The organism is Sphingobium sp. CECT 9361 (genome assembly GCF_918741285.1).
Taxonomy (GTDB): domain Bacteria; phylum Pseudomonadota; class Alphaproteobacteria; order Sphingomonadales; family Sphingomonadaceae; genus Sphingobium.
Genome location: NZ_CAKKNC010000039.1, coordinates 1 through 19,992 on the forward strand (window position 1 = coordinate 1; position 19,992 = coordinate 19,992).

Below are 19,992 nucleotides of genomic sequence, written 5' to 3' on the forward strand. Positions count from 1 at the left end.
TATGATCTCAACTTCACGTAGCTTGCCGATGATCTCTTCCGGCTTGTGCTTCTTGCTTGGCATTCAATGTCCCCTTCGTGGTCCAGACTATCATAGTCTCTGGGCCACTCAGCGGGGGGCAGATCAGGTCCGTCGATGCCAATGGTGTTCCTTGCGAATGGCTTGTGCCTGTTGATCCGCTCTCGGATCGTGCCATGGTCTACCTTCATGGCGGAGGCTGGGTGGCAGGATCCCTTTACAACCATCGCCCAATGGCCGCCGCTATTGCAAAGGCAGCCAGGATTCCGCTCCTGCTGGTAGATTACAGGCTGGCTCCGGAGAATGCTTACCCTGCTGGCTTAGAGGACTGTATCACAGCCTTTCTTTGGGCTACAGACCAGTCACCGACAGGGCAGAAGCTGAGCCAGATTTTTCTCGGAGGAGACTCGTGTGGCGGCAATTTGGCCGCAGCCACCTGCCTCAGCCTTATCGAAAGGGGGGAGCGTTTGCCAGACAAGCTCGTGCTCCTTTCGCCGGTGCTCGAGGCCGCTTGTAATCCGGATCGTCAGGACCGGGATACCGATCCGGTCGGCGGTAATGCTGGAATGGCTGGAGTCCCGGGGCTGTACGGAATAGACCCCGAGCTTCTGGGAGATCCGCATATCTCGCTGGTGAATGCATCTGCGGAGGACGTCGCCTGTTTTCCGCCTTCGCTCATCCAGGCCAGTGGAGCTGAGTTTCTCCATTGGGACGCGCGGACATTCGCAGCTTTGCTGGCGACCTCGGGTGTTCGCGTGACCCTGAGTTCTTGGCCGGGTCTACCTCATGTCTGGCACCTGTTTACGGACCTGCTGCCCGAGGCGCGCGAGGCGACGGATGAAATCGCGGCTTTTCTATGTTGATTTTCCATCTTTCGGATCGGGTTGGCAGTTAGATCCGGATGTAGGTCGCTGTGTGATAGGAATAGATTGCGTTTAGCTCGGGGATAACTGAACATTAATTCGAGGAGTGGAGATAATATTGCGAGTATTTCGTGGTTAAGTTCTTAAATATTAATATGAAGTATTTATAACTTTATAGATTTCTGAATTTAGCGTCCAATATTACGTATAAATGCATCAATGTGTGTCCAAAAGTTCAATATAATTTAGGGAGGGACCTATGAGGTTCATTAATCAACTTTTGTGCGGCGTAGCGTCAATGTCGCTTGTTGGAGGTGTTGCTCAGGCGCAGGATGCGCCGGAGGCCGACAATAATGTGGCAGGCGTACACGATATCGTTGTAACCGCGCAGAAGCGCGAACAGGCCATCAATTCCGTGGGCATGTCGATCACCGCTGCGTCCGGCGACACCCTGTTAGCCCGAGGCGTCACGTCGCCGGCCGATCTCGCCCGCGTCGTTCCGGGCTTCACGTTCACCGCTTCGGGCTATGCGACGCCGGTCTATACGCTGCGCGGTGTCGGCTTGTATGACTACAGCTTCGGCGCGTCGCCGTCCGTGGCGCTCTACCAGGACGAATTTTCGATTCCCTATCCGACCATGAGCCTTGGCCTCGGGCTCGACGTGCAACGCCTGGAGGTGCTCAAGGGGCCGCAGGGTACGTTGTATGGTGCAAGTTCGACCGGCGGCGCCATCAACTACATCGCCAACAAGCCGACCGACACGCTGACGGCCGGCGGTGATCTGTCCTATGACAGTTTCAACAAGCTCGACGTTTCCGGCTTTGTCAGCGGTCCGCTTTCGTCCACACTCAAGGGCCGCATCGCGGTCCGCGCGGTTCAGGGCGGCGACTGGCAGTACAGCCTTTCTCGCCCGGAAGACAAGAACGGTGCGAGCCGGCAGCTGATCGGGCGCGCCATTCTCGATTGGGAGCCGACGAGCAACGCCAAGTTCGAGCTCACGCTTTCGGGCTATCAGGACAAGTCGGATACCCAGCAGGCGCAATTCATCTCCAACCAGCTCAACATTGTCCCGACGGCTGGATTCATCCCGGCTGGAGCCACGCGGAGCAATCCGTTCGAGGTGGTCAATCCGACCGCCTATGCCGCTTTCACGAACCCGGCCAGTCCTAATTTTGACGCGAGTCTCGCCGGTCGACAGGCAAAGATCGCCGGTCGTATCGGCGAACCGGGCACGAACGCCTATCTAAGCACACCGGCGATCGGCCTCGGTAAAAATGCGCGGGTTGCGGAGTGGAGCCCTGAGTTCCCGCATCAAATGGATGATCGTCTGCTCCAAGCGGCGCTGAGGTCTACCTTCAACCTCAGCGATACGCTGACATTGACCTCTCTGACGTCCTACATCGATCAGAAGATCGACAGGACACAGGACAATGATGCGACCTTGGCCGAGGCGCTCCCGGTGCGGGTGTTCGGTGGTGTCAAGTTCTTCAACCAGGAACTGCGTCTGGCTTACGACACTGATACCGTCCATCTTGTCGGCGGTCTCAACTACGACCACAGCAAAGTGGACGACACTCAACGTTTCCTCAGCGCCTTTGACCTTTCCGTTGGTGAGGCATTGCCGGGTCTGCGCTTCACGGAAAACAGTCATGAACTGAGGCAGAAGATCTCGAACTACGCGGTGTTCGGGAATGCCGACGTAGAGGTTGTGCCGAACCTGACGCTGCAGGCGGGCGCCCGCTGGACCAAGTCGAAGCGCGATGCCGAGTATTGCGGTTATGACCTGACACCGGCGCAGCTGTTTTCGAAGACCTTCGGCAATGCCGACGTGGTGCCAGGCTTCGGCTTCTACGATCTGCAGTCAGCGTTCGGACTCAATCCGGCCGGACACTTGGTCGTAGGGCCCGGCCAGTGCATCGCGCTTAATGATAGTCCGACGGCTGGGGCCAACCTCTTTCGGCCGGCGATCACCCCGATTCAGAGATCTCTTGATGAAGACAATGTCTCCTGGCGGTTCGGCGCGAACTACAAGTTCGACGGTGGAACCCTCGTTTACGTAAGCGTCAGCCAGGGTTACAAGTCCGGGGTCTTTGGGAACGTCGCGGCTACGGCACAATCGCAGTTCCAGCCGGCGAAGCAGGAGCGCCTGCGCGCCTATGAGTTCGGCTTCAAGGCACCTCTGCTTGACCGCCGTGCCCAGTTCAATGCCTCGGCTTTCTACTACGATTACGCAGACAAGCAGGTTCGTGCTAAAACTTCGGATCCAGTGTTCGGACTGCTGGAGAACATTCTCAACGTGCCTAAGTCCAAGGTCCTTGGGATCGAGGCCGAACTTCAGCTCTACCCCGTCGAAGGTTTGAACATCTCGCTGAGCGGGTCCTATCTCGACGCCAAGGTGAACGGCAAGTTCGACCAGACGATTGCTGGCCTCGCCATCTATAACCAGGCAGGCTACAAGGGTGACTACAACGGCTCGGCTCTGCCCTTCACGCCGAAGTATTCGGCCGTGGTCGATGCGGAATACAAGTTCCCGATTTCGGGCAGCACGAAGGCGTTCTTCGGTGGCACCTTGACCTACCAGGACAAGACCAATGCCACATTCGAAACGTCGATACTGAAGGCGGACGAGTACCGCATCCCGTCGTACACCCTGCTCGATCTGCGCGCCGGCATCGAAGCCGCCGACGGCGCCTGGAAGGCTTCAGTGTTCGGCCGGAACGTCGGCGACAAGGTCTATGCCACCACCATCTTCTCAGGAAGCGACGTGCTCTATCGCTACACCGGACGTGCGGCCACTTACGGCGCTACCGTTTCTTTTCGTTATTGATTTTGTGCCAGTAAGGGAGCGCAGTTAGTGGAAAATTCAGTTGGTGGGGCGATGCGGCCAGGTTTGCGTAAAAGCAGCCGCATCGCCATCTTGGGTGCCGGCGTGTGCGGTATGCTCATGGCTTACCGCATTAAGGAAGCCGGGTTCGAGAACTTCGTCGTGTATGAAAAGGACGATGCCATTGGCGGAACCTGGAAACGACATAATTATCCGGGCTTATGTTGCGACGTGCATAGCCACGTTTACAGCTATTCCTTTGACCGCAATCCCTACTGGAGCAAGATGTATCCGGAGCGGGATGAACTACTCGCCTACTTTACGGAATTCGGAAAGAAGCACGAGCTCATGGAGCACGTACGTCTGTCGACCGAAGTTACGACGGCGACATACGATGAAGCACAAGGAGAATGGACCCTTACAATCGCCGGTTCAGAGCGCACGGAGACGTTCGACTATCTGATCGCGGCAACGGGTTTTTACAACGAAGCCTCCCTCCCCAAAATTCGGGGGAGGGAGCGCTTCAAGGGCGCCTCATTCCACTCTTCGCACTGGCAGCAGAATATAGACCTCAAGGGAAAGCGGGTCGGAATTGTTGGCACCGCTGCGGCGGCCGTTCAGATCGTGCCGGCCATCTATCCAGAGGTTGGCGAACTCAAGATATTCCAACGCACTCCCTCATGGATCGTCCCTCGAAACAACGTCGTGTATTCTGAAGAGCAACAGCGCGAGTTTGCCCAAGACACCGATTCCTGGCGCAAGCATCGCGATGAACTTTACGAGTTCTCGAAAGCGTTTCTCGACAGCGTGTCGGGAAACCCGGAAAAACTCGAAGAGCTTCGAAGCGTTTGCCTAGCTTACTTGCAGGAACAGATTGCCGATCCCGTGCTACGCGCGAAGCTCACGCCGGACTTTGATCCGGGTTGCAAGCGGCTGCTGATCACGGGCGACTATTACAAAACGGTGGCGAACTCCAACGTCGATATCGTGACTGACTCTATAGAGAGCATGGATGAATCCGGTATCGTTACTGGCGACGGAACCCATCACGATCTTGACGTGGTGATCTGGTGCACTGGCTACAAGATGCCTAACTATCACGGCCCCGTCCACACCACGGGCCTTGATGGCAAAGCCCTAGAGGATGTCTGGAGCGATCTGCCACAGGCGTTCCGCAGCGTATCGGTACCTGGCTTTCCAAACTACTTCATGGTTAACGGTCCCAACGGAATATTTGGCCATTCGTCCGCTATCCATTCTGCGGAAATTTCCACCGAGTACATTATCCGTTTGATTGAAGCAGCGGAAGAGATGGAACTAAAGTCGATCAATGTCCGGCAAGACGTGTTTAAGGAATACAATAAAAGCGTTCAGGAATATTTCAAGGATACGACTTTTAACGGGAACTGCGACAGCTTTTACCATGATGAAAAGCATCGGGTCTGGTTCTTCTATCCTGGTGACCACATTGCCATGGAAACTGAACTGCGTTCCACGACGCTGGAAGATTTCGACGTCGTCCGTTGAGCGAGACGCGTTAATGAGAATGAGGGAGTAAAGCTGATGTCGGCGATGGTTGATGGCGGTAGCGACGGAGCCACGGTTAACGCCCGGCAAAAGCTGATTGAGCGTCTCGGCTTTGATCCAGAAGAGATGCGCCGCAAATATCGGGAGGAGCGCGACAAGAGATTGCGTCCCGAGGCTGATCGGCAGTTCACAAAGATGGAAGGCGGGCTGGAAGAACTGGCTACGGATCCTCATGTCAAAGAGCCCATATCGCGTGCGCCGCTGCAAGATGAAGTAGAAGCTGTGGTGGTGGGAGGAGGTTTGTCGGGTCTGGTAATCGCGACTCGTCTTCGTCAGTCCGGGCTTAGGAAAGTTCGCATTATTGAAGCGGGCGGAGACCTGGGTGGGAGTTGGTATTGGAACGACTATCCTGGCATCATGTGCGACGTGGAATCCTATATCTACATGCCGATGCTCGAAGAGATGGGCTATGTTCCGACTGAAAGATACGCCTCAGGACCCGAAATTCAGCGACATTGCAGAGCGATCGGCGAAAAGTTTGGTCTGTATGAGGACGCATGCTTTCAGACGCAGGTCACTGAAATGCACTGGAGTGACGAAGATGCGCGCTGGACCGTTCAAACGGACCGCGACGATGTTATCACTGCTCAATTTGTGATAGTGGCCATCGGCGGTCTCAATCGCGGACGATTGCCGCAGCTGCCAGGGCTCGAAAAGTTTTCTGGCCGGACATTCCATACCAGTCGCTGGGACTATGACTATACCGGCGGTGACTACAAGGGCGGCTTGACGGGGCTGAAGGACAAGCGCGTTGGAATGATCGGGACTGGAGCTACTGCAGTGCAGGTTGCGCCGCATCTGGGGCAATGGGCAAAAGAGTTCTTTGTTTTCCAGCGTACGCCCGCCTCAGTTGATATACGCGCCAACCGGCCGACAGATAGTGAGTGGGCAAAATCGCTCGAGCCGGGATGGCAATATGATCGCATGGAGAATTTCAATCGCATTACCAGTGGCATTCCGGTTGAACATGACGCGGTCAATGACGGCTGGACCGATAACTTTAAAACTCTGTACCTGGGCGATGGAGCAAAGAAGTTCGAGGATCTCGGACTGAGCCCGGCAGAACTTGGCGAGGCTGCTGATTTCCAGAAGATGGCGGACATCCGTGAGCGGGTCGCTTCGATTGTTAAGGACCCTGAGACAGCACAGGCCCTGATGCCGTATTTTCCGCAGTTCTGTAAGCGACCGTGTTTCCATGACGAGTACCTTGAAAACTTTAATCGCCCTAATGTTCATCTCGTCGATACTATGGGCCGCGGGGTAGAAGCCTTCACCGAAAAAGGCGTCATGGTCGGTGGCAAGGAATATGAGCTCGATTGTGTTGTATTTGCAACCGGCTTTGAACCGAACGTGCGGGCGCCTCGCTTTACCAATGTTGGCGGATTTGAAATCTATGGCCGCGACGGCTTAAAGTTGTCGGAGAAATGGAGCGCTGGCGCGCGCTCGTTGCATGGACAGCATGTCCACGGTTTTCCCAATTTGATGATTGTCTCACCTATCCAGTCGGCTTACGCCTTCAACTGGCTGTATATCATAAATGGCCAGGCAGCCCAGGTTGAGTACATTATCAGAGAAGCGAAAGAACGTGGCTTGCGTACATTCGAAGTCACTGAGCCTGCTGAACAAGAGTGGGTTAATAAGATCATCGAACGGTCGGGTGTCCAGCGTGATTTTCTTGCATCTTGCACTCCAGGTTATTTCAATGGTGAGGGAAAGTTGTCCGACACCATCATAGTTGACAGTGCTTATGCGGGTGGAAATGTGGACTATTTCGAAGAACTGAAGAAGTGGCGAGAGGCAGGGACGCTTTCTGGCCTGCAGCTTGAGAATTGATGACAGATTTGCGGAGAATTTAGCGAATGGAAGACTTGTTTACGCCACTGACGTTCGCGCGCGGACGAGAAATGCCAAATCGGTTTTTGCTGTCGCCTATGACGACCCGCCAAAGCAATGATGACGGAACGCTCTCGGACGAAGAATTTGAGTGGTTGATAGCGCGCGCGCGCGGTGGCTTCGGGATGACGATGACGTGCGCTTTGCATGTGCAGGCAATCGGACGGGGGTTTGCCGGCCAGCTTGGGATATTCGACGACAAGCATGTCACTGGATTGTCGCGCCTGGCCGAGGCGATAAAAAGTCACGGTTCGCTTGCGATAGCTCAAATCTATCACGCTGGGATGAGAGCGCCGAAGGAATTGAACGGAGCGTCGCCAGTCTGCCCTTCAGACAACGAATCTACCGGTGCAGTCGGTTTGACGCTTTCGCAGGTAGAGCAAGTCGTTGAAGACTTTGTTGTGGCGGCCCGCCGCGCCGAGAGGGCTGGATTTGACGGTATCGAACTCCACGGCGCACACGGCTATCTCATAGGCGAGTTCCTCAGTCCGGTCATCAATCGCCGTACCGATCGCTATGGCGGAAGCTTTGAAAATCGTGCCCGCTTGTTGCAGGAACTCATCTCCGGCGTGCGCCAGAGCTGCGGCTCGCAATTCAACCTTGGCGTTCGCCTGTCGGGGGAATTGTTCGATCTGCGGTTGGCGGAAATGAAGGAACTGGCGCAGGATCTGATGCTGGGCGGGCAAATTGAATATCTCGACATGTCTTTGCTGGACGTGTTCAAGCAGCCCAAGGAGCCGGAACACCAGGGAAAAACCATTCTGGAACATTTCACGTCGCTTGAACGGGGTGGAACGCGTCTGGGTGCCGCAGGGATGCTGTGGGACGGAGAGCATATCGCCAAGGCATTCGCTGCCGGGCTGGACATGGTTGGCATAGGTCGCTCGGCGATCGTTCATCATGATCTCCCTATGCAGATGCGGGCGGACCAGAACTTCCATCCAGTTAAGCTGCCCGTCTCTCCGGAATACCTTGCCGGACAATGTGTCAGTCCCGCCTTTGTGGATTACCTGCTTGAGCTTTTCCCGGGCATTGCTGCCAATAGCGCAGCGGCGGCTGAAAATGCATCGGACGACATGCAAAGTCTGGTGTCTTCGGCAAGTTGATGGCTCTCTGACCACCGCCTGCATGCCCGATCCACGAAGCTGACCAATAATCAAACGATCTAGAAACCAAGAGAGGCAATCATGGACAAGCGGTTCGAAGGCAAAGTGGCGGTGATCACCGGTGGCGCATCGGGAATGGGTGAAGCAACCGTGCTCTCCTTCCTGCGCGGCGGCGGCAAGGTCGTGGTTGCCGACCTCAACGTTGAGGTAAATACTTTCGATGCGTTTGGCGATGCGGTCCTGCTGCACCGTACCGACGTTGGTGATCAGGCGCAGGTGCGGGCGCTTATCGAAAAGGCTGTCAGCCACTTTGGCCGGATTGATTGCCTAGTCAACAACGCGGGGATCGGCTGCCTTACCCTGTCGGAAGATCTCACGGCTGAGGAACTGGACAAGGTATTCAAGGTGAACGCCGCCGCTGTGGTCTATGCGTGCGGCGCAGCCATTCCTCACATGCGTCGGCAAGGTGGCGGAGCCATCGTCAACAATGCTTCCATATCAGGACTCTTCGGCGACGCGGGCATGCCAGCCTACAACATGAGCAAGGGAGCGACCATAAACTACACACGCTCGCTCGCTGGAGCCGTGGGGCGCGACAACATCCGGGTGAACTGCGTGTGTCCGGGCTACACGGCTACGCCTATGTCAGAGGGACTGAAGGAGTTTCCTGAGTTGATCGACGCATGGAACGGAGCGATTCCGCTGGGCCGCGCGGGACACCCATCTGAAATCGCCGAAGCCATCGCCTTTCTACTGTCGGATGCGGCCTCGTATATCCATGGTGCTGTCCTCCCCGTCGATGGCGGCGTTACCTCGCAAACTGGGCTTGCCGACCTCCGCCCCTTCCTGGCGGATATGGCGGCCTGAGCGCGCTCGATGTTCCGATTAAGAGGGATCGGTGAGGATCCAAGGGTAGCGCGCGTGGAGCAGCTACCAATGGAGAGTGGCGACTTCTCGACGGATAATGAATGGATCACAAAGGACAGTGACTATGAATAAGCGGTTCGACGGCAAAGTGGCGGTGATTACCGGCGGCGCATCGGGTATGGGGGAAGCAACCGTGCTCACCTTCCTGCGTGGCGGCGGCAAGGTTGTGGTTGCCGACCTGAATATAGAAGTCGATACCTTCGCCGAATTCGGTGATAGGGTCATCATGCATCGCACCGACGTAGGCGATCAGTCGCAGGTGCAGGCGCTCATCGAAAAGGCTGTCAGCCACTTCGGTCGGATTGACTGCCTGGTCAACAATGCGGGCACCGGCAACCTCACCGCCTCGGAAGATCTCATGGCCGGCGAACTGGACCGGGTGTTCAAGGTCAACACAGCCTCCGTGGTCTACGCCTGCGGCGCAGCCATTCCGCATATGCGCCGCCAAGGTGGCGGATCCATTGTGAACAACGCCTCGATTGCCGGGCTGCTCGGCGATGCTGCCATGCCGGCCTACAACCTGACCAAGGCCGCAACGGTAAACTACACACGCTCGCTCGCGGGGGCTGTAGGGCGCGACAACATTCGGGTGAACTGCGTGTGCCCCGGCGACGTTAGGACGCCGATGACTACTGTGCTGGATAGCATTCCCAAATTGCGCGCGGCCTGGAACGCAGCGGCCCCGCTCGGACGCGCAGCAGAAGCATCCGAGATCGCCGAAGCCATTGCCTTTCTGCTGTCTGACGCAGCCTCGTACATCCATGGTGCCATCCTCCCTGTCGATGGCGGTGTTACCTCGCAAACTGGGCTCGCCGACCTCCGCCCATTCCTCAATGAAATGAAGGGATAGCCCAGCTGCCAATCGACTCTTAGTTTTACAAAAGCGCCGAGAAACGCGCTTTTGTATCCGTCTTGTGCGGCATCGCTCGACAGACACGCGTTGTGACGGCTGCAATCGGCAGAAGGAGTGACGGCGAGTTCGCGGTCAACATGGAGGAGGGGGGAGGGCGTTTGTCGCGGGCCTTGAGACGGGGCGGAACCATGAGCGCCAAATGTTCGGACGACCGATCGAACGCGTGATGCAAGGAGCGATCCATGAGATATTTGCCACTCGAAAAGATTTGCAAGACCTCCCGGCACACGACTTTCTATAATGAGGCTGGTCCTGTCGACGGCACGCCAATTATATTTGTGCACGGCTGGCCGGAACTAGGCGTGAGCTGGCGGCATCAGCTCGCATGCTTTGCCAATCTCGGTTTTCGCGTGATAGCGCCAGATATGCGCGGCTATGGTCGCTCCAGTCTATATGCGCAGCACGAGGATTATGCTGTCGAGCATATCGTCACTGACATGATTGAACTGCTCGACAGCCTGGATGCTGAACGGGCCATCTGGGTTGGGCATGATTGGGGAAGCCCTATTGTCTGGAGCATTGGTGCACACTATCCTGAACGATGTCACGCTCTGATCAACCTGTGCGTGCCGTATATCCCGCAAGGATTTGCACGCGCGAACCTCATTCCACTGGTCGATCGCACCATCTATCCGGAGGAAATTTTCCTATCGGGACAATGGGCCTATTGGGACCATTATGTAGCAGATTTCAAGGGCGCGGCGCGCGACTTTGAGGCAAATGTCGGCGCGACCATCAGGGGGCTGTTCCGACGCGGCAATCCGGATGCCGTTGACGCGCCCGAGATCACGGCCCGCGTCACCAATGAAGGGGGATTTGGGTTTTTTATCGACATGCTGCGGGACTTGCCACTCGACGAGCTGTTGATCACGCAGGAAGAGCACAGCCAATATGTGGCAGCACTGACGCGTGCGAGCTTCTTCGGGCCAAACTCTTGGTATCTTAACGACGCTCGAAACATCGCCTACGCGGCCCGTGCCCATAATGGCGGCCGGATTGACCTGCACTGCCTTTTCGTATCGGCAGCCTATGACGTTACCTGCAAAACTGCGGGAACGCGGCTCGGCGACCCTATGCGGCAGTCGTGCTCCCACCTTACGGAAATGGTCATAAAATCCGGTCACTGGATGGCGCAAGAAAAGCCGGTCGAATTGAACAGCGTCCTTGCACGCTGGCTTATCGAAACCGTGCCGCATCTATGGCCGAAGCCCGCTTAATCTTCAGCCAAATGGATACTTGCGATGCGCCGAGCCCTCTGGCGCCAGCCGTCTCGACGCGCAAATGCGGGCGATCGGGCCGGGCCGACTTTCACATATGCTCGCTGACGATGCCCCCGTCGATCCGGTAGATAACGCCGTTGGCGTAACCTGCTTCACCCGAAGCCAAGGACGCGGCAAGCTCAACGACTTCATAGGGGCTGTTGTCTCGTTCAGGCGCGGCCGCGCCTCCCGCGCGCGTCTCGCGGTTTTCGGGTGTCTGGCCGGCAAGGATCGACGCGATCATCCTTCCCGCCACTCGGCCGGGTGCAATACCGTTCACGCATATGCCCAGCTTGGCACATTCGGCGGCTGCAGCCCGGGTTAGTCCGATAACGGCGTGTTTACTGGCGACATAGGCAGAAAGATTCGCCCCCCCCGCTAACCCGGCAGTGCTCGCCATATTGATGATGCTGCCCCGGCCCTGTGCTGCCATGCAGTGAATGACGTGCTTCATGCCTAGGAATACGCCCACCACATTGACCTCGAGAACGCGCTCAAAGTCGACAAGAGGGTAATCTGAAATAGGGGCAACTGGCCCTTCGATACCTGCATTGTTGCACAGTATATCTATGCGTCCGGTTTCGCTGAGCGCACGGTCTGTGAAAGCACGGACGCTTTCCTCATCGCTCACGTTGCCTTCCAGGGCCAGCAGGTCGGTGTTGTCTGAACACCCCAATAGTTTGTCGAGGGCTCTGCTGTCGCGGTCGACTGCGACAACAAACGCTCCTCGCGCATGAAGGCGCTGCACCATCGCGCGACCGATGTCCCCTCCAGCGCCAGTTACGATCGCTGTTTGACCCACCAATGAAGATTTCTTTGACATCGATTTCCCGCCCAATCAGCCGGCTGTATACCCGGCATCGACCATGTGGACTGAGCCGGTCAGTGCCCGTGCATCCTCGGATGCGAGAAAACAGACTGTTGCGGCAACGTCAGTAACCTCTGGCAGTCGACGAAGAGCATGAACCTGTGCCAGTGCGGCCCAATCTTCTTGCGATCGATGGTTCGTCATCGGCGTTTCAATGAATGTGGGGCAAACCACGGACACCCGAATGTTCTGAGGCCCCCAACTGAGCGCAGCTGTACGCGTTAGACCGACAACACCATGTTTAGCGGCAACATAAGCTCCGCCTTCGGGGTAGCCGACGACACCCAGCATTGAAGCGATGTTGATGATCGCGCCTCCGCCTGCGGCTTCGAGATGTCTGTATTCCGCTTGCATCGAGTAGAAGACGCCGGAGAGGTTGATTGCAATCATGCGATTCCAGACGTCGGACGGCATATCTTTCATTGGTCCGCCACTGCCACCTATCCCGGCGCTGTTGACCGCAACATCGAGCCGTCCGAACGCCTTGGCCACCTGGTCAATCGCGGTTGCGATTGCAGCGGGTTCAGAGACATCCGCCTGAACACCTATGGCGCTACCATGCCGCTCGCGAATCTGCTGGGCTACCTCGTTTGCAGCCTCACCGTGGAGATCGAGAACGCCTATCGAAGCGCCTTCCGCAGCGAAACGTTCGCAACAGGCCAGTCCGATACCCGAGGCGCCGCCTGTCACGATTACGACTTTCCCGTTAAATCGACCAGCAAACGCGTTCATAAACTCTTCCTTATTGTTAGGTGTCATTCCGGTAGGCGATTTGAACCGCGATCAGCGAACTCACTGCAAAAGCCCACCAGTACATGACCTTGCATGCGTCGATGAAGCGCCAGCATGAATGACTTTTGTCCCGGCATCGCCATCGAACAGTGCGCCAGGCTTGCGTTCGGGTCCAGCCATGAACTGCCGTTCGGTTAGTCTGGGATCGTTAATTCCACATACTTGGCAGTCACCGACTGCCAATCGGGCTCCGTTGTGGCATTCGGTTAGCGGCCTAGCCGCGAGATTTCGGCGGGAAAGCCTTGATTTACATGGGTGGCGCTGTGCGCGAACGATGTCGGGGCTCATGGCAATTCCGATGATGGACCGTCGCAGCTGGTGCAAAAAGGCGCGCCATCCACTTTCGATGGGGTAGTTGACCGCGAGAGGTTGTCAAAGCTATTGAGACCGTATAGTAGAATTTGAGTCTGAATAACAGAAAGAATGGTCAGTGAACACTGCGAGCCAAGACATGTCAGAACTCCCCCTTGCGGGGATCACTGTGATCGATCTTGGGCAAGTCTATCAAGGTCCTTATGCCACGTTCCTGATGGCGAAGGCTGGGGCCGACATCATCAAGGTCGAGCCGCTTGGTGGTGAACCTGCTCGCGTTCGTGCCGAGGTTAGCGCTGGCGCGACGCTGCCGTTCGAAATGTTGAATGCCAATAAGCGCAGCATCACATTGAACCTTAAGACAGACCACGGACGCCAGCTTCTGCTGGATCTCGTGCGCGACGCTGACGTTCTTGTGGAAAACTTTGCGCCCGGCGTAATGGACAGGCTGGGCGTGGGTTGGGAAAAGCTGCGCCAGATCAATCCGCGGCTAGTCTACGGTTCAGGCAGCGGATACGGTCTTTCGGGTCCGGACCGCGACAACCTCGCTATGGATGTGACCATCCAGGCGGTATCCGGAGTGATGAGCGTTACCGGTTTGCCGGACGGCGAACCGTTGAGGGCGGGGCCAGCTATAGCCGATTTTCTCGGTGGCATTCATCTCTACGCCGGGATCATGACGGCGCTCGTCCAGCGCGGTCGAACCGGCAAGGGGCGGCTGGTCGAAGTTGCTATGCAGGAGGCCGTCTTCCCGACCCTCGCCTCGTCGCTGGGGCTGGCGCATGAAATGCAGGCCGAGCCACCGAGGACCGGCAATCGGCACAGCGGGTTGGCCGTGGCACCTTACAATGTCTATCCGACTAGTGACGGCTTCGTCGCGATCATTGCTCTACGTGAGGGGCATTGGGATGCCTTGCTGACCCTGATCGGGCGGGAAGATCTGCGCGACGATCAGCGTTTTACGTCCAACGCGTCGCGTGTCGCCAACGTGGAAGAAATGGACGAAGTCGTTGCAAGCTGGACACGGCAATTCTCCAGCGCCGAAGTGTTCGAAAGGGCCAAACTGGGGCGTGTGCCATGTGCTCCGGTGCGCACCGTGCTCGAAGTGCTCAACGACCCACATATGCATGAGCGGGGAATGCTCGAATGGGTGGATAATCCGCGCCTCGGCCGCGTTGTGCTGCCTAACAGCCCGCTTCGCTTCCACGGTGCGGATTTAGTTCCACCGACGCCGAGTCCTGAACTTGGAGAGCACACTGCCATGATCCTTGCCGAAAAGCTGGGGCTGAGTGATCAGGATATCGCAGAACTCAAGCGCGAAAAAGCAATCTAGATTTGTTGGGGGCGCCGGGCGGAGTTTGTGATCGCCCAAGCCTGTAAGACCAAATAGCTGGGAGAGATCGAATGACTGACTTGGGCACCCTGGGAGCGTGGGAGCTACCCGAAGAGCTTCGTGCTCTTAAAGAAATGACTCGGCGCTTCATGGAAGAAGAGGTCCAGCCGCTCGAGGACAAGGTGCCGCACGATACCTACAAGTTCCCGCCCGAGATGTTGAAGCCGTTGCAGGACAAGGCCCGCGAGCTCGGCCTTTACGCATTTCGCGCCCCTGCGCAATATGGCGGTGCCGGTCTCAACCTGCTGGCCCAGGCGGTCGTCGCCGAAGAGGGTGCGCGCTGCCGCATGGGCTCTTATACCTGGGGCGGCGGGGCATTCGGCGACGATCCGCCGGACATCATCTGGTGCGGCAACGACGAGCAGATCCAGCGCTGGGGCGTGCCTACCGTTAAGGGTGAGCGCAAGGCCTGGATCGCGATCAGCGAGCCATCTGGCGGTTCCGATCCTGCCCGGGCGATCAAGACCCGCGCTGTGCGCGACGGCGACGACTATGTGCTGAACGGAAGCAAGACCTGGATCACCGATGCGGCCAACCGCGACTGGGGCATCGTCTTCGCCCGCACTGGCGATGCCGCCGACCGCCGGGGCATCACGGCCTTCATCGTTGAAAACGGCACGCCAGGCTTGTCGTTCAACGAGATCAAGGTCATCCGTTCCTACTCACCCTACGAAGTCTACTTCACCGATTGCCGCATCCCTGCGAGCCAGCGGCTAGGCGAGGAAGGGGAAGGGTTCAAGCTCGCTGACCGGTTTCTCGCCGACAATCGGATCGCCTATTCGGCCAACTGCTTGGGCACGGCCCAAGCCGCGCTTGAGCTTGCAATCGAATGGGTCAAACAGCGGCATGTGTTCAAGTCGGCACTTGCCGACAAGCAGGCGATCCAGTGGATGATCGCCGATAGCGAGATGGAGATCCGGGCTGCACGGCTGCTGACCTATCAGGCGGCGTGGAAGGGCGATCTCGGCCAGCCATTCAAACTGGAAAGCTCGATCGCCAAGGTAACGGCCACGGAGACGGCTGGCAGGGTCGTCGATCGCTGTATCCAGATGTTCGGCGGACTGGGCGTGACTCAGGCGATGCCGCTCGAGCGGTGGTACAGGGAGCTTCGCATCAAGCGGATTGGTGAGGGGCCGTCTGAGGTGCATCGGATGGTGGTTGCTCGCGAACTGCTAGGAAGCCGCAGCTAATTGCCCGAATGCAGCTTGGTCCCGAACGTCGTCCAATTTCGGTATCTTGAAGGTGGGGGAGTTCAGGCGCTCGGCCAAGGTAGCTTCAACCGCCGGTTGCTGGTCCACACAGTGGCATCGATGAGATCTGCGTCTCTGGCAACCGGTGGTAACGGCTACGTGTTAATAAGCTTGGGTTTGAGAATGGCGGCTGCCACCATTGACCGAGTTTGTTAGTTCTATCACATAGAATTTTCTTCCACATAACAGAAGGATTGGGAGGGGAGATGCAGTCTGTTTCTTGCGTATCACGCATCTCCTCAAAGGATCGTTTTGCGTGGGCGAAGGTATTGCCTCGTGTCCCTGGCAAACGCGCGCGGGCCGAGTTTGCCGCTCTCGCAATTTTGGGACCGGTGCAGTTGGCTTTGCTGGCTGCGGCAAAAGAAAAGCTGCGGTGCTCAATCGTCACTGACGTAACATAGGACCGCCAAAAATGTCGAGCGCTGCCGCTAGCACATCTAAGGCACGGGACGAACAATCCTTCGATGTCGAACCGGTTGACCGGGTCGCAATGTACCGGCGCATTGCCTGGCGCCTGATGCCGTTTTTGATCATCTCCTACGTGATCAACGCCATCGATCGAACCAACATCAGTATGGCGCAACTCCGGATGGAGAGCGATCTGGGCTTTACTGCCGAGATTTACGGGATCGGTGTCGGCATATTCTATCTTGGCTATGTGATGTTCGAGGTGCCGAGCAACGTACTTCTCGAACGTGTCGGCATACGCAAAACGTTGCTACGCATCATGGCCTTGTGGGGCATTGTATCCTCGTGCACGATGTTCGTAACAACACCGACGCAGTTCTACATCGTCCGGTTTCTGCTGGGCATTGCGGAAGCGGGCTTCTATCCGGGCGTGTTGCTTTACATCACGCTGTGGTTTCCGTCTGCATATCGGGCGCGCATCACCGCAATGTTCATGATCGGCATGCCCCTCGCCAGTGCGATCGGGTCGCCGCTCTCGGGTGCTATCATTGTCGGCATGGAAGGGGTTGCCGGTCTTCACGGCTGGCAGTGGATGTTTTTGCTCGAAGGTCTGCCAGCAGTTTTCCTCGGATTCGCTGCCATTTTCATTCTCACAGATCGGCCTGACGACGCTCAATGGCTTGCACCGGCCGAGAAGGCGGCTATTCGCGTCGACCTCGCTGCCGACCACGGTGTTCAGTCGCCAAACGGGCGCGAAGGCGTTGGTAGTCTGTTTCGTGACCCGCAATTCTACATGCTCGCCTTCGTCATATTCGGTGCTTACGCGCTTACTGGCGCGTCGCTCTGGACGCCCTTGCTTTTGCGTGATGCGGGAATAGCGTCGGTTGCAGGCATTGGCTTTCTTTCAGCCGCCCCTCCGCTTGTCTCGATCGCCGCGATGTATCTTTTTGCACGGCGATCTGACAAAATGCGTGAGCGTCGCTGGCATTTTTTTGCAACCCTGCTGATCGGCGCTTCAGCGCTATCGCTTCTTGCGGTGCTGCCGTTGAGCCCGTTGCTGGTGATCGTGCTTCAAACCGTTGCCATGTGTTGCAGCTTTGCGGGCGGGACACTGTTGACTGGCATTTTCGCAGCCTTCCTGCCCGACCGTGCACGCGCTGCTGGCATCGCGATGCTTACCTCGACCGGTGCCAGCGCAGCGATTGTTACACCGATGGCGATCGGCCAACTGCGCGTTGCAACAGGCGACTTTTCGATTGCGTTGGTTATGCTGAGTGTTGTCGTGGTGGTGGCGGCACTTGTCTTTATAATGGGAATTCCAAAGAGCCGCATCAACGAGTGTCTGGCGGCGGCTTCATAGTGAGCGAATGTCCCGCCTTGCTTGCGAGAGTGTCCGGTGGGGTGTGTCGTCGCGAGCACCATGTCTCTGGCGCGACGCAGCAAAGTCGGCCGTTCATGTCGCCACGTGCTTCCTTTACAGGGGGAGTAGAGTGAACGCCCTATCAGGTGCCGGCGCGCGCATACGCCATCAGGTCAGCGATGCTGAATGGAAGAAAAGATTGGATCTAGCGGCGCTTTACCGCGCCATTCACATGTTCGGCATGACCGACATGATCGCCAATCACATCACGGCCAGAGTCCCGGATGAACCCGATCATATTCTGTTGAACGCATACGGCTTGATGTATGACGAGGTCACTGCGGCGAATCTATACAAGGTTGATTTGGATGGCAGGGTAATTCTCGCCCCAGAAGGCGATTATCGCATAAATCCAACGGGGTATGTCATTCACGGCGCCATCCATTCCGTTCGGCACGATGTCGATGTGATTGTCCATACCCATACAAGAGCAGGTGTTGGCGTAGCCTCGATGGCCTGTGGTCTGCTACCGCTCTCTCAGCATGCCGCCATTCTGGGAGAGGTCAGCTATCACGATTTCTGGGCGCCGTCGGTCGATTTCGCTGAGCGCCAGTCCCTGATCGATGACCTCGGCGAAAACAACCTGATGATATTGCGCAATCATGGGCTGCTCGCCTGTGGCCGCTCGGTCGCCCACGCTTTCGCCAATATCTTCAGGTTGGAGACCGCGTGCCGTATTCAGATCGACGCTATGGCGGGTGGTATGGATAATGTCCTGTTGCTGGAGAAAAGTCATCTCGAATCCACGCAGAAAGTGGTCAGGGGAGATCTCGGTTCGGCCAGTGCGGCTATCCAGTGGGAAGCGGTGCTGCGGCGTCTCAGCCGAACCTATGGATCTTTAGAGGAATAGTCAGACGTATCTGGAGCGATGCCGTGGCCGTAGATTTAAGAACTGTGAAAATGTCGCCGTTATCGGCCAACCTTGGTCCGTGGGTTTGTGCGTCGATCCCGCTGGATGATCTGCCGCCCGTGTTTATAGAATCGAAGGCAGGCGCTTTAGATACTATTGATGATGTCGCAGCTTGGGTGACCGAGCAACGACCGGAATTGGACCGGCTAATTATCGAACATGGCGCGATCGTGCTGCGAGGTTTTGCGGTTCGCACTTCCGCAGACTTTGCGACTATCGTGGCATGCTTTCCTGCTTATGAGGGTAACTATAAGGGCGGTGCAGCCGCACGCCGCCCGCTTGACAAGGGTGTTTACGAAGCAACCCAACGAACGGGCGAGCAAACGATCCAGATTCATCAAGAGATGTTCTACGTCCGGGATTATCCGCCGCGCCTGGCGTTCTTCGCGCGAAAGGTTGCGGAAAAGGGCGGTGAAACGATAATCGCCGATATGCGCAAGGTTTCGGCCAACATTCCGGAAAAACTTCGCGAGAGGTTTGCTAGCTCGGGTATTCTGACTGTCCGCAACTTCGCTCCACCGACCGGATCGATGGTCGAAACCGAGCTTATGGATCGCCGCGGCTGGGACTTCGCTTTCTACACGGACTCGCGCGAAGAAGTGAACGAGGTGTGCGCGAAGCGTGGGATGGAGCCACATTGGCACGACGATAATAGCCTGACAGTCTACAGTCGGCTTCCAGCCTTTGTCCGCCACCCGGTAACGGGCGAGATGATCTATCGTAGCGCGATCCACACGAATCCGGACCAGCGAGCGACGCGCGAAAAGAGCGAGTCCGCTATAAAGCTCCGCGCATCGCAGAAAATCCCTAGCGATATTCTGTTGGGCAATGGTGAAGCACTGAATGACGAGGAGGAAACCGCGATGCTGCGAGTGGTCGATAACGCGACGATCGCGTGGCAGTGGGAAACCGGCGACCTGATGATCGTCGACAATTTGCAGATCGGCCATGGTCGCAACCCGTTTGTCGGCGAGCGGGCGACTGACGTCGCGATGATGAACTGAAACTATCGCAGGGAATGCTTCTGGTTAGTCGCGTGTGAACACGCTGCCGAATTTGAGTTGTCACACTCCCACAAAATTAAGCTCTGCCACTTGAAAGGAAATAAACATGAGAAAGTCTAAAAAAGTCATCATGACCTGTGCGGTAACCGGATCGGTCCACACTCCGTCCATGTCACCCCATCTGCCGATCACGCCCGACCAGATCACGGCCGAAGCCATCGCTGCGGCGGAGGCGGGAGCAGCGA

At 57.0% G+C, this 19,992-nt stretch carries 16 protein-coding genes; 14 read left to right on the forward strand and 2 right to left on the reverse strand.

What is annotated here, in order from left to right; translation table 11 throughout:
- Positions 1-164: 164 nt before the first annotated feature.
- The 8 genes from LQ220_RS23425 to LQ220_RS23460 all read left to right on the forward strand — a co-directional run bounded on the left by LQ220_RS23425 (position 165) and on the right by LQ220_RS23460 (position 11,348).
- Positions 165-881: an alpha/beta hydrolase gene (locus LQ220_RS23425; RefSeq protein WP_290369090.1), complete on the forward strand. Its 717-nt coding sequence runs from the start codon at positions 165-167 to the stop codon at positions 879-881.
- 259 nt (positions 882-1,140) lie between these two features.
- Positions 1,141-3,708 carry a TonB-dependent receptor gene (locus LQ220_RS23430; RefSeq protein WP_230190430.1) on the forward strand — a complete coding sequence of 856 codons (2,568 nt, stop codon included), beginning with the start codon at positions 1,141-1,143 and terminating at the stop codon, positions 3,706-3,708.
- Between the two features lie 27 nt (positions 3,709-3,735).
- Positions 3,736-5,232, forward strand: coding sequence for an NAD(P)/FAD-dependent oxidoreductase (locus tag LQ220_RS23435; RefSeq protein ID WP_230190431.1), 1,497 nt, complete (start codon positions 3,736-3,738; stop codon positions 5,230-5,232).
- Between the two features lie 36 nt (positions 5,233-5,268).
- Positions 5,269-7,125, forward strand: coding sequence for an NAD(P)/FAD-dependent oxidoreductase (locus LQ220_RS23440; RefSeq protein ID WP_230190432.1), 1,857 nt, complete (start codon positions 5,269-5,271; stop codon positions 7,123-7,125).
- 26 nt (positions 7,126-7,151) lie between these two features.
- Positions 7,152-8,291 carry an NADH:flavin oxidoreductase gene (locus tag LQ220_RS23445; protein ID WP_290369091.1) on the forward strand — a complete coding sequence of 380 codons (1,140 nt, stop codon included), beginning with the start codon at positions 7,152-7,154 and terminating at the stop codon, positions 8,289-8,291.
- Between the two features lie 81 nt (positions 8,292-8,372).
- The gene (locus LQ220_RS23450) at positions 8,373-9,158 is read left to right on the forward strand and encodes an SDR family oxidoreductase (protein ID WP_230190433.1); all 786 of its coding nucleotides are present in this window, start codon (positions 8,373-8,375) and stop codon (positions 9,156-9,158) included.
- Positions 9,159-9,282: 124 nt separating this feature from the next.
- Positions 9,283-10,068: a glucose 1-dehydrogenase gene (locus LQ220_RS23455; protein ID WP_230190434.1), complete on the forward strand. Its 786-nt coding sequence runs from the start codon at positions 9,283-9,285 to the stop codon at positions 10,066-10,068.
- Between the two features lie 245 nt (positions 10,069-10,313).
- Complete coding sequence (locus LQ220_RS23460; RefSeq protein ID WP_230190435.1) at positions 10,314-11,348, forward strand: alpha/beta hydrolase; 1,035 nt, start codon at positions 10,314-10,316, stop codon at positions 11,346-11,348.
- 91 nt (positions 11,349-11,439) lie between these two features.
- Here LQ220_RS23460 and LQ220_RS23465 read toward each other — a convergent pair whose 3' ends face one another.
- Both LQ220_RS23465 and LQ220_RS23470 read right to left on the reverse strand, forming a co-directional pair.
- Entirely contained in the window at positions 11,440-12,213 is a 774-nt protein-coding gene (locus LQ220_RS23465) for an SDR family oxidoreductase (protein WP_230190436.1), read from the reverse strand.
- A 15-nt stretch (positions 12,214-12,228) separates the two neighbouring features.
- Entirely contained in the window at positions 12,229-12,990 is a 762-nt protein-coding gene (locus tag LQ220_RS23470) for an SDR family NAD(P)-dependent oxidoreductase (protein WP_230190437.1), read from the reverse strand.
- 511 nt (positions 12,991-13,501) lie between these two features.
- Here LQ220_RS23470 and LQ220_RS23475 point away from each other — a divergent pair.
- The 6 genes from LQ220_RS23475 to LQ220_RS23500 form a co-directional block, all read left to right on the forward strand.
- Entirely contained in the window at positions 13,502-14,695 is a 1,194-nt protein-coding gene (locus tag LQ220_RS23475; protein ID WP_230190438.1) for a CoA transferase, read from the forward strand.
- A gap of 71 nt (positions 14,696-14,766) precedes the next feature.
- A complete protein-coding gene (locus LQ220_RS23480; RefSeq protein ID WP_230190439.1) occupies positions 14,767-15,945 on the forward strand; it encodes an acyl-CoA dehydrogenase family protein in 1,179 nt (392 codons plus the stop codon).
- A gap of 472 nt (positions 15,946-16,417) precedes the next feature.
- Positions 16,418-17,773 carry an MFS transporter gene (locus LQ220_RS23485; RefSeq protein WP_230190440.1) on the forward strand — a complete coding sequence of 452 codons (1,356 nt, stop codon included), beginning with the start codon at positions 16,418-16,420 and terminating at the stop codon, positions 17,771-17,773.
- Positions 17,774-17,903: 130 nt separating this feature from the next.
- Complete coding sequence (locus LQ220_RS23490) at positions 17,904-18,683, forward strand: class II aldolase/adducin family protein (RefSeq protein WP_230190441.1); 780 nt, start codon at positions 17,904-17,906, stop codon at positions 18,681-18,683.
- Positions 18,684-18,733: 50 nt separating this feature from the next.
- A complete protein-coding gene (locus LQ220_RS23495; RefSeq protein WP_230190442.1) occupies positions 18,734-19,747 on the forward strand; it encodes a TauD/TfdA family dioxygenase in 1,014 nt (337 codons plus the stop codon).
- A gap of 106 nt (positions 19,748-19,853) precedes the next feature.
- Positions 19,854-19,992: 3-keto-5-aminohexanoate cleavage protein (locus tag LQ220_RS23500; protein WP_230190444.1), on the forward strand; the 139-nt coding region annotated here is incomplete at its 3' end.

Excerpts from the sequence above, each read along its gene's own strand:
- LQ220_RS23430 (WP_230190430.1), top strand. The coding sequence starts at position 1,141 with ATGAGGTTCATTAATCAACTTTTGTGCGGCGTAGCGTCAATGTCGCTT.
- LQ220_RS23440 (WP_230190432.1), top strand. The coding sequence starts at position 5,269 with ATGTCGGCGATGGTTGATGGCGGTAGCGACGGAGCCACGGTTAACGCC.
- LQ220_RS23445 (WP_290369091.1), top strand. The coding sequence starts at position 7,152 with ATGGAAGACTTGTTTACGCCACTGACGTTCGCGCGCGGACGAGAAATG.
- LQ220_RS23450 (WP_230190433.1), top strand. The coding sequence starts at position 8,373 with ATGGACAAGCGGTTCGAAGGCAAAGTGGCGGTGATCACCGGTGGCGCA.
- LQ220_RS23455 (WP_230190434.1), top strand. The coding sequence starts at position 9,283 with ATGAATAAGCGGTTCGACGGCAAAGTGGCGGTGATTACCGGCGGCGCA.
- LQ220_RS23460 (WP_230190435.1), top strand. The coding sequence starts at position 10,314 with ATGAGATATTTGCCACTCGAAAAGATTTGCAAGACCTCCCGGCACACG.
- LQ220_RS23465 (WP_230190436.1), bottom strand. The coding sequence starts at position 12,213 with ATGTCAAAGAAATCTTCATTGGTGGGTCAAACAGCGATCGTAACTGGC.
- LQ220_RS23470 (WP_230190437.1), bottom strand. The coding sequence starts at position 12,990 with ATGAACGCGTTTGCTGGTCGATTTAACGGGAAAGTCGTAATCGTGACA.
- LQ220_RS23475 (WP_230190438.1), top strand. The coding sequence starts at position 13,502 with ATGTCAGAACTCCCCCTTGCGGGGATCACTGTGATCGATCTTGGGCAA.
- LQ220_RS23480 (WP_230190439.1), top strand. The coding sequence starts at position 14,767 with ATGACTGACTTGGGCACCCTGGGAGCGTGGGAGCTACCCGAAGAGCTT.
- LQ220_RS23485 (WP_230190440.1), top strand. The coding sequence starts at position 16,418 with ATGTCGAGCGCTGCCGCTAGCACATCTAAGGCACGGGACGAACAATCC.
- LQ220_RS23495 (WP_230190442.1), top strand. The coding sequence starts at position 18,734 with ATGTCGCCGTTATCGGCCAACCTTGGTCCGTGGGTTTGTGCGTCGATC.